The 14,450-nt window shown below is 48.7% G+C and carries 13 protein-coding genes; 5 read left to right on the forward strand and 8 right to left on the reverse strand.

The features are described from left to right. Positions 1 to 81: 81 nt before the first annotated feature. Both yjjX and K0H61_RS14205 read left to right on the forward strand, forming a co-directional pair. Complete coding sequence (gene yjjX / locus K0H61_RS14200) at positions 82 to 621, forward strand: inosine/xanthosine triphosphatase (protein ID WP_220050121.1); 540 nt, start codon at positions 82 to 84, stop codon at positions 619 to 621. Positions 622 to 762: 141 nt separating this feature from the next. Beyond that, entirely contained in the window at positions 763 to 1,683 is a 921-nt protein-coding gene (locus K0H61_RS14205) for a bifunctional helix-turn-helix transcriptional regulator/GNAT family N-acetyltransferase (protein ID WP_220050123.1), read from the forward strand. A gap of 81 nt (positions 1,684 to 1,764) precedes the next feature. Here K0H61_RS14205 and K0H61_RS14210 read toward each other — a convergent pair whose 3' ends face one another. Then, positions 1,765 to 2,778, reverse strand: a complete 1,014-nt coding sequence (locus K0H61_RS14210) for an AraC family transcriptional regulator (protein ID WP_220050125.1) — start codon at positions 2,776 to 2,778, stop codon at positions 1,765 to 1,767. A 197-nt stretch (positions 2,779 to 2,975) separates the two neighbouring features. Here K0H61_RS14210 and K0H61_RS14215 point away from each other — a divergent pair, with 197 nt between their 5' ends. Together K0H61_RS14215 and K0H61_RS14220 are read left to right on the forward strand one after the other, a co-directional pair. Beyond that, entirely contained in the window at positions 2,976 to 4,478 is a 1,503-nt protein-coding gene (locus K0H61_RS14215) for a flavin-containing monooxygenase (protein ID WP_220050126.1), read from the forward strand. A 17-nt stretch (positions 4,479 to 4,495) separates the two neighbouring features. Beyond that, a complete protein-coding gene (locus K0H61_RS14220) occupies positions 4,496 to 5,341 on the forward strand; it encodes an alpha/beta hydrolase (protein ID WP_258405954.1) in 846 nt (281 codons plus the stop codon). Positions 5,342 to 5,509: 168 nt separating this feature from the next. On the opposite strand, the gene nqrF is transcribed toward K0H61_RS14220, so the two are convergent. From nqrF to K0H61_RS14250, 6 genes are all read right to left on the reverse strand, one after another. After that, a complete protein-coding gene (nqrF, locus tag K0H61_RS14225; protein WP_220050128.1) occupies positions 5,510 to 6,727 on the reverse strand; it encodes an NADH:ubiquinone reductase (Na(+)-transporting) subunit F in 1,218 nt (405 codons plus the stop codon). A 66-nt stretch (positions 6,728 to 6,793) separates the two neighbouring features. Next, complete coding sequence (gene nqrE, locus K0H61_RS14230; protein ID WP_220050130.1) at positions 6,794 to 7,402, reverse strand: NADH:ubiquinone reductase (Na(+)-transporting) subunit E; 609 nt, start codon at positions 7,400 to 7,402, stop codon at positions 6,794 to 6,796. A gap of 9 nt (positions 7,403 to 7,411) precedes the next feature. Then, positions 7,412 to 8,032: an NADH:ubiquinone reductase (Na(+)-transporting) subunit D gene (locus K0H61_RS14235; RefSeq protein WP_220050132.1), complete on the reverse strand. Its 621-nt coding sequence runs from the start codon at positions 8,030 to 8,032 to the stop codon at positions 7,412 to 7,414. Beyond that, positions 8,029 to 8,859 (reverse strand): Na(+)-translocating NADH-quinone reductase subunit C, encoded by an 831-nt coding sequence (locus K0H61_RS14240; RefSeq protein WP_220050134.1) that lies wholly within the window; start codon positions 8,857 to 8,859, stop codon positions 8,029 to 8,031. Before K0H61_RS14240 ends, K0H61_RS14235 begins: the two co-directional genes overlap by 4 nt. Next, on the reverse strand, positions 8,849 to 10,063 hold the full coding sequence (locus tag K0H61_RS14245) for an NADH:ubiquinone reductase (Na(+)-transporting) subunit B (RefSeq protein WP_220050136.1): 1,215 nt from the start codon (positions 10,061 to 10,063) through the stop codon (positions 8,849 to 8,851). The genes K0H61_RS14240 and K0H61_RS14245 overlap by 11 nt, the downstream gene beginning before the upstream one ends. Further along, entirely contained in the window at positions 10,063 to 11,448 is a 1,386-nt protein-coding gene (locus tag K0H61_RS14250) for a Na(+)-translocating NADH-quinone reductase subunit A (RefSeq protein WP_220050137.1), read from the reverse strand. The genes K0H61_RS14245 and K0H61_RS14250 overlap by 1 nt, the downstream gene beginning before the upstream one ends. Positions 11,449 to 11,902: 454 nt before the next feature. On the opposite strand from K0H61_RS14250, the gene K0H61_RS14255 reads away from it, so the two are divergent. Continuing rightward, the gene (locus K0H61_RS14255) at positions 11,903 to 12,943 is read left to right on the forward strand and encodes an NADP(H)-dependent aldo-keto reductase (RefSeq protein WP_220050139.1); all 1,041 of its coding nucleotides are present in this window, start codon (positions 11,903 to 11,905) and stop codon (positions 12,941 to 12,943) included. Positions 12,944 to 13,031: 88 nt separating this feature from the next. Here the strand turns inward: K0H61_RS14255 and dbpA are convergent, their stop codons facing one another. Beyond that, positions 13,032 to 14,408 (reverse strand): ATP-dependent RNA helicase DbpA, encoded by a 1,377-nt coding sequence (gene dbpA, locus K0H61_RS14260; RefSeq protein ID WP_220052736.1) that lies wholly within the window; start codon positions 14,406 to 14,408, stop codon positions 13,032 to 13,034. Positions 14,409 to 14,450: the final 42 nt, after the last annotated feature.

A 14,450-nucleotide genomic window follows, 5' to 3' on the forward strand; every position in this document is an offset into this window, starting at 1 on the left:
GGCCCAGGCGCTGACACCTCCGACCATTTAATCAATGATTTTAATTAGCGTCCATATCTAGCTAAAAAATAAATGACTTATATGCAACAAAATATTATCAATATCATCGTGGGCTCCAAGAACCCCGTCAAAGTGAATGCCGCCAAAAGCGCCATGGAACAGCTGTTCCCAGACCATAAAATCCTAGTTCAAGGGATGGATGCCCCCTCAGGCGTACGCGCCCAACCTATGACAGACAAAGAGACCCGCGACGGTGCAGTTAATCGGGTGAAATACTGCCAACAGCAACAGGAAGCTGATTTTTACTTTGCAATGGAAGGCGGTGTGGATTACCTCGAATTTGGCCCCGCGACCTTTGCCTACATCGCCATCGCCCACAAGAAACAACTTGCCATTGGCCGCGGAGCCTTACTCCCTCTGCCAATTCAAGTTTACCGCGCACTCGAAGCGGGCGAAGAGTTAGGTCATGTGATGGATAAACTCTTCAATACGGTCAATATCAAACAAAAGGGCGGTGCGATTGGCCTACTCACCCATGGCCATGCGACGCGGCAGAGTAACTACACCCAGGCGATCATCCTCGCGATGGCGCCATTGTTAAACCCAGAACTGTACCCGTGACAGCGAATTGATGATTGCAAAGCCCATCAAAGCTCGCTAATTTAGTTGTTGCTTACAACTAAAACCTCTTGCCAGACACTCACTTAAGCTGAGTCATCGTTTGGTACCGACAGATACTCACACAGGTACAAGCCCTTATCTATGACACAGGATTTACCCTCTTCGAGTCAGCTTAGGCAGCTTTCTCGCTATATAGTGAGAAGCCTTGGCATGCTCAACGCGGCCTATGGGGATTTACCCCTCACCCCAGTTCAAGCCCATGCTCTCTTTGAAATTGGCACCCAAGCTTTAACCATTAAGGAACTGGCCGCCAAGCTGAGCATTGATAAATCCAATGCCAGTCGCGCCATCAAGCACTTAGTCGATAAGAATCTCGCCCATAGTCAAATGCACGCAAGGGATCACCGTTGTCTCGTCGTGCAAATCACCCCTGCGGGCAAAAAGCTGCTGGCAAAATTGGACGTGCAGCAAAATACGCTTTTTAAAGACATTTTGGCGCAATTGACCCAAGAACAAACTCAACAAATCGAACAGGCGCTCATGCTATACAACCAAGCCATTCAACAGGCGAAATTGCAAAGTAGTTATCAAATACGTCAAGCAACCCAAGAAGATGATGCGGCCATCGCGCAAGTGATTCGTGATGTGTCCGCCGAATACGGCCTAACAGCGGATAAGGGCTATAGCGTTGCTGATCCAACCTTAGATTGTCTAAGTGACGTCTACTCTCAAGCTGGTGCCAAATACTGGGTAATTGAGTGCGAAGGCAAAGTTGTCGGCGGCGCCGGTATTGCCCCGCTCGCCGATAATGACGGGGTTTGTGAGCTGCAAAAAATGTACTTTTTACCAGAAGCCCGTGGTAAGGGACTCGCAACACGCTTAGCCCTCACTTGTTTCGATTTTGCCCGCGGGGCGGGTTATCAGCAGTGTTATTTAGAGACTACAGCCGTACTGACTGAGGCTCTAAAACTCTATGAGAAACTGGGTTTTAGTCACCTCGCCGCACCACTTGGCAACACAGGCCACGACGCCTGTGAAATCCCTATGTTGCTGAGCCTCTAGCGTTTTGTATCCCTAAAGCTTGGTATTGCTCAGGCTTATCCTGACCTTAGGTTCAGATAAATCTGAGCACCTCGCTTTAAACTAAGCTTTTAGCTGTTGCCGATAGGCCCTTGGCGTCATTGCAAACCAGTCTTTGCAGGCACGGTTAAAGGCCGATTGCTCAGAATAGCCCAATAGGCCGCTAATTTGACTGAGTTTAAAGTTAGGGTCCTGCAGATAGAAGCGCACCATTTCCTGACGTTCAGCTAAGAGTAACTGCTCGTAGGAAGTATTCTCCTCGGCGAGTCGCCGCTGCAGCGTGCGTTTATGAATCGAGAGATGGGAGGCAATAGTATTGCTGCTGCATTGCCCCGTTGGCAGTAAGCGCCGAATAAGTCGACTCACCTCCTCCGCTGTTGAGTGCTCAAGGGATATATACTGCGAGTCTAGGTAGAGCTTTGCCAGTTTACGGGTTGGCTCATCGACACTGCTTAATGGCCTGGAAAAAGTTGAAAGCGGCAATTCAAATCCAGTCCACTGTTGATTGAACTTCACTTTGCCACCGAAAATTTGCTGATATATTTCGACCTTACCCGACTGCGCGTGCATAAAGTGAGTAGAAATTGGCGTAAAGGTGCCACCGCAAAGTAGCTTTATCACTTGTACAGAATTTGCAAGCCCAAGCTCAAAGGCCTGAACAGAATAATCAAGACCACGCCCCTGAATGCTGTACTCCAGTTTGATGGTACGTGGAGTCTTATTCAGTTCAATGGAATATTGCACTTTTAACGCCGAACAGTGCAGGTGTAAATAATTGGCAATGTTGTTGATGGCATCACCCACGGTAGCCGAGCTACGGGCGATCACTGAGATTGGCCCCAGAATATCCATCCCTTGGTAAGCGGCGAGCTGCAAACCAAAGTCAGGGCAATGAATTGACTGGGCGGTTTCTTCCAGCAAACCAATCATATTGCGAAAGATAAGATAGTCATTATCATCCCGTTTTGCCTCAATCGGGAGATGGTACTTAGCCAATAACGCGATTGGATCCCCGCCAAGGGATTTCATTAACTTATCGAACCCCCTTAGGTTAGAAGCTCTAATGAGAATCTGCACACTCCCTCCCCGTTTATCCGGTTTAAACAGCACCTACCGCCGTTCATGTCACCCAAATCAGTCGGTACTTTATAACATTTTTTTAAAAATTGTCGCATTATGTCAAAAAAATGTCCTTATTAGTCAATATTGTCCCGCGCGATTCCTGAAATAGTAAAGTTGGTGTAAACCAATATAACTATAAAAAGGAAATCACAATGGACTCAAAGCATTACGACACAATCATCATTGGGGCTGGTTTGTCAGGTATTGGTATGGCTTGCCGTTTAGTGACGGAACATCCCAATAAAAACTTCGCCATCCTCGAACGCAGGCAAAAAATGGGCGGAACTTGGGATTTATTCCGCTATCCTGGCATTCGCTCCGACTCGGATATGGCCAGCTTTGGCTTCGACTTTAAACCTTGGTATTCTGACAAGGTCCTCGCCGAAGGGACTAACATCCGCAATTATGTCATCGAAACCGCTAAAGAATTTCGCTTTGATGAGAAGGTCCAATACGGCTTTGCCATCATAAAAGCGGATTGGTCCGATGCCACTCAGCGCTGGACACTGACCGCCCGCCACGAAGCCACAGGTCAGGAGAAGCTCTTCAGCTGCGCCTTCTTAATTAACTGCGCCGGTTACTATAATTTTGACCAAGGTTATCGCCCACATTTCGAAGGCGAAGAATCCTTCAAGGGGCAAATTGTTCATCCACAGTTTTGGCCCGAAAACATAGACTACAGCGGAAAACGAGTCATCGTTATCGGCAGCGGAGCCACCGCCATCACCCTAGTACCGAGCATGGCCGACAAGGCGGCGAATGTGACCATGTTACAGCGCTCGCCCAGCTACATAATGTCGGTGCCTTCGGTAGATAAAATATCTATGATGCTCAACCGCATCCTCCCCAAAAAGTGGGTCTTCGACTTCGCCCGTAAGCGCAATATTCTGCTGCAACGCGGACTGTATCTTGCCTGTCGCAAGTGGCCCAATATGATGCGTAAACGCTTGCTGTCCCATGTGCAAAAGCAAGTTGGCCCAAATGTCGATATGCGCCACTTTTCACCCCAATATAATCCTTGGGAACAACGTCTGTGTGCCGCTCCCGATGGCGACTTTTTTACCGCCCTTCGCTCTGGGAAAGCCAATATCGTCACTGACCACATCGAATGTTTCACTGAGAAGGGGATCAGGCTTAAATCGGGTCAACATTTAGATGCCGATGTCATAGTGACAGCCACAGGGCTCGAAATGCAGCTGATGGGGGGTATGGCATTCTCAGTGAACGGTGCTCAAGTTAATGTGCCAGAGCGCATGATCTACAAAGGCATTATGATCGAGGGGCTACCCAATTACGGCTGGATATTCGGTTATACCAACGCGCCATGGACCCTCAAAGCTGATATAGGTGGTCGTTATTTATGTAATCTATTCAGCCATATGCAAAAAAATGGTTATGCTGTAGCTAAAGCCATTGATACCGCCAATAACAACACGGGTGTCAGTATGATTGAAGGTTTCGCCCCTGGTTATATGGCTCGCGCCACCGCGAGAATGCCAAGACAAGGCAAAGCAGGTCCTTGGCAGGTGACAATGCATTATGGCAAAGACAAGAAGATCCTCACCGAGGATGCCATTGAAGACGGCATTTTACAGTTCACCTCGGCGCACCAAAGTGCAAAGCAAGTGGTCGAGGATTTAAAAGCTATCGCTTAAGCAATGGAGAGATTTCCATGATGCCAGTTGAATTGATTAAACCGCCGGTGCTGCTCATCCACGGAATGTGGGGAACAGATGAAGCCATGTTCGAACTGAAAGCCGAGTTTGAACAACAGGGCTACAGTGTCGAGGCCCTATGTTTACCTATGCACAAACCTAAAGCCAGTTACACTAATGCCGATAAAAATGCCTTGGCGCAAACGAGTCTTGAGGATTATGTCAACTTTATCATCGCTAAGGTGGACAACTTAAAAGTGCCTCCCATTTTGGTGGGTCACTCCATGGGGGGGGTACTCGCACAGCTTGTCGCCACTAGGGTACATGTTAACAAACTGGTGCTTATCTCCTCGGCTGCGCCAGGGGGGATTAACAGTTGGAGTTGGTCGATGATTCGTACCTTTGGTCGCAATCTATTACTGTTTCCACTGTGGAAGAAAGTCACCGAAATCGGCCTTGCCAATGTGCAATACGGCATTGCCAATACCCAGAGTATTGATGTGCAGCGCTTTATCGCCGATAACGCTACCTACGAGTCAGGGCGAGCGACCTTCCAAATTGGGATTGGTGGTATGTTTCCCAATGGCTTTGCACGAGTCGATGCTAAACGTATTCAGTGCCCCATGTTAATCGTTGGTGGAACGGCTGACCGAATTACGCCTATCACAATCCAGCGAGCCATCGCCAAGAAATACGGAGCTATCGCCAAGCTAGTTGAAATACCCGGAGCTTGCCACTGGACCGTGGGCGGCAGTCATCTTAAGGCGGTCAGCACTGAGATTTTTACCTGGCTTAGCAAGCCCTTTATGGTGGAAAACGCCCAAATTAGCACCTTGCCTCCCAAAGCTAGCGGCGGTAATTAATCGCAAACACTTGAGCGAGAGTAAGCTTCAAACAGCAAAACAAAACCCGCGTTAAGGCTACTTAACGCGGGTTCTTCTTAAAACTTATGCACTCGATTTGATGATTGAGCTTCTAGTCTTAGTGCCCAAGTTCAATTCAAAAAAACAGCCTAAATACTAGCCCTCAAATTAGTCACCAAAGTCATCGAGCATAATGTTTTCGCTTTCAACACCAAGGCTCTCAAGCATATTGATAACAGATGAGTTCATGATCGGTGGGCCACACATATAAAACTCACAATCCTCGGGCGCTTTATGATTTTTGAGGTAATTTTCATATAGCACGTTATGGATAAAACCGGTGTAACCCGTCCAGTTATCCTCTGGTAGCGGCTCCGACAGCGCCACATGCCAAACAAAGTTGTCATTCTCAGCGGCTAAGGTATCGAAGTCCTCCTGATAGAAGACTTCACGACTTGAGCGGGCGCCATACCAGAAGCTCATCTTACGCTTAGTGTGCTTGCTCTTAAGTTGATCGAAGATATGTGAGCGCATTGGCGCCATACCCGCACCACCACCGATAAACACCATTTCGGCATCGGTATCCTTCACGAAAAACTCACCAAACGGACCTGATATAGTCACCTTGTCACCCGCTTTAAGATTAAAGATGTAGGATGACATCTTACCCGGTGGCAAATCATTTGAAGGCGGGGTCGCGATACGCACGTTCAGCATAATGCGCCCCTTCTCGTCTGGGTAGTTCGCCATCGAATAGGCGCGCAACACGTCTTCTTTCACGGTCGACACGAGGTCGAACAGGCCGTATTTTTCCCAGTCGTCGCGGTACATCGCAGGAATATCAAAGTCAGCGTATTTCACCTCATGGGCGGGCGCCTCAATTTGAATATACCCCCCCGCCTTAAAGTGCACATCTTCGCCCTCAGGGAGTTTCAATAATAACTCTTTGATAAAGGTGGCTTTGTTATCGTTAGATATCACTTCACATTGCCACTTCTTCACGCCAAAGATTTCTTCTTCAAGCTCCAATTCCATATCAGCTTTCACCGCCACCTGACAGGCTAAACGGCAGCCCTCTTTGGCTTCTTTCTTGGTGATATGGCCCTGCTCGGTTGGCAGAATATCGCCACCGCCGGATTTCACTTTAACGCGGCACTGACCGCAGGTACCACCGCCGCCACAGGCCGATGGAATAAAGATGTTTTTACCCGCCAACGCGCCTAATAATTTGTCGCCCGCGGCCACTTTAATGGTCTTTTCGGCATCGTCGTTGATGCCAATGGTGATTTCACCAGACAAGACTAATTTCTTTTTGGCGATAAGGATCACTATCACCAGCAAGCACACCACTAAGGTGAACATGCCTATACCAATTGCCATTTCCATTCTATAAACCCTTTTATAGCTCTTTATAAAAAGAATGCTGTTCTATGTCTCAGGTACAAATACCCGTTAAAGTGAAATACCAGAGAAAGACATAAAGCCCAGCGCCATTAGCCCAGTGGTAATAAAGGTGATCCCAATGCCCTGCAGCCCCTCTGGGATTGCATGGAATTTCATCCGCTCACGAAGACCCGCCAGCATCACAATGGCCACCGCCCAACCTGTACCAGAACCCATGGCAAATACCGCCGATTCGGCAAGGCTATAGTCACGGTTTGCCATAAAAATCACCCCGGCAAAAATCGCGCAGTTAACTGTTAACAGTGGCAGGAAGATCCCGAGTGAGTCATAGAGGCTAGGAATGTATTTATCTAAAAACATTTCCAAAATTTGTACTAATGCCGCGATAACCCCGATAAAGGTGATGAGCTGTAAGTAGCTTAAATCGATATTGGGTAGGCCCGCCCACGCCAGCGCACCCGGTGATAACACCTTGGCATAAATCAGCTGGTTTAACGGCACAGCCAAGGTCATCACCACAATGACCGCAATACCCAGTCCAAAGGCTGTTGATACCTTTTTAGACACGGCTAAGAAGGTACACATACCGAGGAAGAACGACAGCGCCATATTGTCGAGGAATGTGGCCTGTAAAAAGAGATTAATATAGTGTTCCATATCCGTTCCTTAACCGCGTTTACGCTGGATCACGTTAATGGTCCAAATCAGCACACCAATCAGGAAGAAGGCGCTGGGGGGTAACTTGAACATCTCGTTGGGTAAGTACCAACCACCGTTCTCTACCGTGGTTAACACGCTATGGCCAAACAAATTACCTGTGCCTAATAACTCACGCACAAAAGCCACACTGATAAGCACAAAACCATAACCCGCGGCGTTGCCCACTGCATCGACAACGGCAAGGTGCGGTGGATACTTCATCGCAAACGCTTCGGCGCGTCCCATGATGATGCAATTTGTGATGATAAGTCCCACAAACACTGACAACTGCTTAGACAGTTCGTAGGCCACATCCTGAAGCACCATATCCACGATAATCACCAATGAGGCAATGACCGTCATTTGAGCAATGATCCGCACACTATTAGGGATAAAATTCCGGATACTCGAGATAATCAGGTTCGAGAAAACCAATACGAAGGTCACCGCCAGCGTCATCACCACGGCGGTTTGCATTGAGTTACTCACCGCCAGTGCCGAACACACGCCCAGCACTTGCATCGCCACGGGGTTGTTGGCAAACACCGGCCCCGCTAACATGTCACGCATCGATAAAGAGTGACTCATTGCGCACCTCCATTCTCTAGTTGAGAGCCACCTTGAGAGCCTGCTTGCGGATCAGCCAGACCTTCAGTTGCCTTTAACTGTTTGAAGAAGGTCTGAAAGCCCTCTTCACCGAACCAAAACTCAACGGCACGTTGTAAGCCTCGGCCCGTCATGGTCGCGCCGCTTACCGCATCCACGCCATGGGTGTCGCCCTCTTTGGCGCCGCCCTTAACAAGACGCATCGCAAACTTGCCATTGTCATCAAAGAGTTTTTTACCCTTCCACAACCCTAGCCAATCTGGATCGGTAATAAAGTCACCAATACCTGGCGTTTCACCATGCTCGTAAACCACTATGCCCTTAACGGTATTGAGATCAGGCTCCACCGCCATATAACCATAGATAATCGACCAAAGACCCTTTCCGTAGAATGGCACAACCACACTCGATAGCTTGCCGTTATCATCGAACACCTTAAACACACGCACATCGTTAGCGCGGGTTTTGATTTTGGCGATATCCTTTTTCGGCGTGCTTGAGGTATCGGGATTAATCGCCGCCATGCGCTCATCGAAATCGAGCACATTAGTGTCAGAATCCACTTTACCGGTATCGAGGTTAATCAATAATGGCTTCACCGACTTAGCAAAAATATCCCTAAACTCAGTGCCTTCGCCTAAACCCACATCGGAGGCCATCAGCACAAAGCGTTGCAGTTCATCGCGTTTTTTAGCCAGCTTGCGCTCTTTTAAAATTCCCGCAGTGCCGGTGATCATAAATGAGCACAGCAAGCAGAGCGTGATGGTGAAGATCATGGTCCCCACCACAGTATCTTTCTTAAAGGCCATGACGTTTTACTCTCCGTTTGATGTTGGCACGAGCCACCATGTAATCTAAAAGTGGTGCCCAAAGGTTGGCGAACAGAATCGCTAACATCACGCCCTCGGGCATTTTAGGATTCGCCACACGGATAAGAACCGTCATAAAACCAATCAGAATACCGTAGGCAATTTTGCCCTGACGGGTATACGCGGTTGTTACAGGGTCAGTCGCCATAAACATCATCGCGATAGCAAAACCACCCGTGACTAAATGCCATGTCCACGGCATAGACATCATCTGGTTTGTACTAGAACCGATAACATTGAAGAGGGTTGCGGTCGCAATCATGCCGACCATGACGCCCGCTACGATGCGCCAATCGGCTAAGCGGGTCACGAGCAACATTAAACCGCCGATAAGAATAGCCAATGTGCTAGTTTCACCAATGGCGCCCACGGTAAAGCCAAAGAAATTATTCCACCAGTTTGGATCGCTAAAGGCGCTATACCAGCTGTAGTCGGCAAATTGCAGCTTGCCTGCAGCAGCTTGCGTCAGGGCCGTTGCACCCGAAAAACCATCCACGGCCACCAGTTGCTTAAGCGCTTGCACTTCGGTTGGGTAGGCAAAATAGATAAAGGCTAGACCCGCCATTGCAGGGTTAAGGAAGTTATATCCCATACCACCGAACAGCTCTTTAGCCACTACAACACCAAAGCTGATGCCAATCACCACAATCCACAGCGGGGTCGATACCGGCAGGATTAAAGTGAACAACAGTGCGGTAACGAAGAAACCTTCATGTAATTCCTGACGGCGCACCTTAGCAAATACCACTTCCCAGAAAAGGCTAGTCAGTAAAGCTGTCAGATAAATCGGTAGGAAAAAACTTAACCCGTAGAAAAAACGTCCAACGCCACCGGTATCGGCACTTAAGCCGCCTGTAACAGTATTGAACAGAAATAATTTCCAAGTCTCGGGTGTGCCTAGGCCACTCGCCAGTGCGATTTGCGCTTGCAAACCTAAGTTATATAAACCGAAAAGAATGGTCGGTAATAAACACAGGCCCACTAAGGTCATGGTACGTTTTACGTCAATCGCGTCACGGACATGTACTTTACCCTTAGTACTGCGACCGTTGGCGATCACTAGAGAGCGCACAAACCCCTTAATCGACTTGCCCGAAGCGTAATAGTCTTCCTGTAAATCAGGCTTTTTAGATTGCTTGGTCATTAACCTTCCCTCTCGATCACATCTAGACAGGCACGTAACTCTTTACCGAAGTCGTATTTCCCAGGGCACACGAAGGTACACAGGGCCAAATCTTCCTCATCCAGCTCCAGTGCGCCTAAGGCCTGCGCCTCGTCTGTGTCGCGCACCACTAAGTCGCGCACTAACAGCGTCGGCAAAATATCCAACGGCATCACGCGATCGAGCTGACCAAAGGCCATCATGGCACGGGCAGAGCCGCCCTGACGGGTGGTAAATTCGAAGGTTTTACTGAGGCCGAATAAACGGGATGTCACTGTGCGGGTAATCGAAAACTTATCCGAACCACCGCGAACCCAAGGCAATACGCGGTGTTTATCGTCTTCGGCGAGTAATGAAATCTGATTGTGGAAACGCCCTAAAAAGTCGTGCACTGATTTAGCGGTATGCCCCGACAGCACTGAGCCCGAAACCACACGAATATTGCCAGGGCGTACTTCATCGGCCACAACAGCGCTTAATTGCGCCCCAAGTTGGGTGCGTAATAGACGGGGATTAAGCGCACTTGGACCCCCAATAGCCACCACGCGGTCGGTATATAACTCACCAGTCTGGAACAGTTTGCCGTAGGCAATCACATCCTGATAGCCGATATGCCAGACTTGGCGCTCAATACTCACAGGCAGAATGAAATGAATATGAGTACCCACTAAACCCGCAGGGTGCACACCGGCAAAACGGCGCAGTTCTACTTTAGGCAACGTTGTTTGAGCGAAGTTAGCATCAATTAAGGCTTCACCTTTGTCTTGGCACAGGTAAACCTTGCCTTCGGTCAAATGGCTCAGCACCTGTAAGCCCGCCTTAAAGGCATCGGCTTGTTCGCTAATAATCAAACGCGGATCGGCCGCTAACGGATTGGTATCCATCGCCGTCACGAAAATACCAGCAGGTTTAGTGTCAAGTGCTGGAACGCGGGAGAAAGGACGAGTACGCAGCGCAGTCCAAAGACCACTTTTCACTAATTGCGCCTGCACCACTTCAAAGGAAAGCGAAGCAATATCTTGATGAATATCAAAGCGGATTTGCTCCTGCGCATCTTGGCCGTCACAGCGGATCACGACCGATTGCAACACACGGCGCAGCCCACGGTTAATAGCAACAACCTCACCGCTGGCGGGGGCAGTAAACAGCACGCCTTCGGTCTTTTTATCTTCGAATAAAGGTTGGCCCTTTTTAACCCTATCGCCAATTTCCACCAGCATAGTCGGTTTTAAGCCAACATATTCCTCGCCCAGCAGTGCCACTTGCGATGGCCTATTTCCGGGTTCAATGATCTGCCGAGGCTCGCCAGCAATCGGCAAGTCAAGGCCTTTTTTGATCGTTATAATTTGGTTTGAAAGATCTGCCATCACAAATATCAACCATGAAAAAATTTTTAGATAAAAATAGAGTAGATGCTTATGGACAGATATTCCGCTATTGAGGTCACACTTCGGCGCATTTTCGTAATTTACATACGTAAATTTACATCCTTTTGTGACATTCATCGCCACATGGTGGAACAATGAACTTTAAATGTAGTTTTATAACGAACGAAGTAAAACTGAGATAAAATCTGATTTAGAAAGTGCTAATTTTATGAAAAATAACAAAAATAGCCGTTGTTGACGTCATTTCGACTGAAAAAGCCAAAATCCTCGTTTAGCGATTAAATTTAAACCAAAATCCAGCCCAATCCGTCTCCTGCCTTGAAACTTTAACTGGTTATTTTTAAAGCACATCATTAATACCATTCGCATTAACCTTTGCTTTAAAGCAAAAGCTTGATAGCCTCGAAGTAAGACGATTGAGCAGGAGAGATAGATGGAATACAGACGCATACCGCATTCGAATCTCGAAGTCAGTAAAATCTGTTTAGGCACAATGACGTGGGGCGAGCAGAATACACAGGCAGAAGCCTTTGCTCAGCTCGATTACGCCATCGGAAATGGCATCAACTTTATCGATACCGCAGAAATGTACCCTGTGCCACCTAGGCCAGAAACCCAAGGGGAAACCGAGCGAATTTTAGGTCAATACATCAAGGCGCGCGGTAACCGTGACGATCTGATTATTGCCACTAAGATTGCGGCTCCCGGTGGAAAGAGCGACTACATTCGCAAAAAGATGGCGCTGGACTGGAACAACATTCATCAGGCGGTCGATGCATCGCTTGAGCGCTTACAAATCGATACCATCGATCTCTACCAACTGCACTGGCCGGATCGCAACACTAACTTCTTCGGACAACTCTTCTACGACGAACAAGAGATTGAGCAACAAACCCCCATCCTTGAAACCCTAGAGGCGCTTGCCGAAGTGATTCGTCAGGGTAAAGTGCGCTATATCGGTGTGTCGAACGAGACGCCGTGGGGCATTATGAAGTACCTACAGCTGGCGGAAAAACACGGCCTACCGCGCATCATCTCGGTACAAAATCCCTATAACCTGCTTAACCGTAGCTTTGAAGTCGGCATGAGTGAAATCAGCCACCGTGAAGAATTGCCACTGCTGGCCTATTCGCCCTTAGCCTTTGGCGCATTATCGGGCAAGTACTGTAATAATCAATGGCCCGAAGGTGCGCGCTTAACCCTGTTTAAACGCTTTGCCCGCTACAACAGCTCGCAAATCGCCCTCGACGCCACAGCAGCCTATGTCGACTTAGCCCGCGAGTTTAACCTCTCGCCTGCGCAAATGGCATTAGCCTTTGTTAATTCTCGTAAATTTGTGGGCTCTAACATTATCGGAGCTACGGACTTGTACCAGCTGAAAGAAAATATCGACAGCTTGAAGGTCAGCCTGTCACCCGAGTTACTCACTCGACTCAACGAGTTATCGGATAAATTCAGACTGCCCTGCCCATAGTGGATTAGCGCTATATGATAAAAAATCGGGGACGTTACGTCCCCGATTTTTTAGCCTGACAAATGCTTATTTCACTAAACGTTAGCGCTTATTTCATCAACCATGCGCGATAAGATTTACCTTTGATGCGGCCGCTAGTGATTTTACTGAGCGCCTTTTTAGCCACCTTGCGATTTACCGCCACATAGGCGCGGTAGTCCGTCACAAGGATTTTGCCGACCTGCGAGCCTTCGATACCATTCTCCCCTGTGAGGGCTCCTAAGATATCGCCTGGACGTAACTTCTCCTTTTTACCGCCATCAATTTGCAGGGTGATCATAATTGGCGCATTGGGCGCGGTACCCAACAAGCTTAATGATGGCAGCGCTTCACTTTGAATATCGCGCTCTAAATACTCTTCTAACAGGGCAATTTTGTAGCCATCCTGATCGTTATAGAAGGTAAAAGCAGCGCCCTTACTGCCCGCACGGCCGGTGCGGCCAATGCGGTGAATATGCACTTCGGTATCAAAGGCAACGTGGTAGTTAAATACTGCGTCCAGCGCGTCGATATCTAAACCACGGGCAGCAACGTCGGTTGCCACCAGCACACAGGCACTCTTGTTGGCAAATTGCAGCAGGGTTTCATCCCTGTCACGCTGCTCTAAATCGCCGTGCAGGGCGATGACGCTAAAGCCAGCATCGCTGAGCTCGTCGGCCACTTTTTGGGTTTCGCGCTTGGTATTGCAAAACACCACAGCACTCTCAGGTTTGCGTTCCAGCAGTAATAATTGCAGCGCCTGCATGCGCGCCTTATCGTCGTTTAAGTGGTAAAAATGTTGCTCAATGGTGCTTTTTTCGTGGGTAACGGCCACTTTCACCATCACAGGGTTGTACATGATTTGCTTAGCGATCGATTGGATCTGCTCAGGGAAAGTCGCACTAAACAGCAGCGTTTGGCGCTCGCGTGGCGACTGCTCGATAATCGCATCCAGCTGGGGTTGGAAGCCCATTTCCAGCATACGGTCGGCTTCGTCCAGCACCAGCATGTTGAGGTTACTCAGGTCTAAACGGTTGCGTTCTAAGTGATCGACAATCCGACCCGGCGTGCCAACAATAATATGAGCACCATGTTCCAATGAGCCAATCTGCGGCCCCATAGGCACGCCACCACACAGGGTTAAGACTTTGACGTTGTGGATACCACGGGCAAGGGTGCGGATTTCCTGCGCGACTTGGTCTGCAAGCTCGCGAGTTGGACACAGCACTAAGGTCTGAATGCGAAAACGTTTCACGTCTAACTTGTTCAGCAACCCCAAACCAAAGGCGGCAGTCTTACCCGAACCTGTCTTGCCCTGACCAATCACGTCCTCGCCTGCTAAGATGGCTGGCAAGCTCTGCGCCTGAATTGGCGTCATCTCGTTGTAGCCCATAGTGGTAAGGTTCTCAAGCAGTTCGGTTTTTAGCTTAAGAGTCGAGAAAGCCATTGAAGGCTGAGTATCTGAATTGCTCAAGGCGAATATCCTGTG

The sequence above is a fragment of the Shewanella acanthi genome (assembly GCF_019457475.1).
Taxonomy (GTDB): domain Bacteria; phylum Pseudomonadota; class Gammaproteobacteria; order Enterobacterales; family Shewanellaceae; genus Shewanella; species Shewanella acanthi.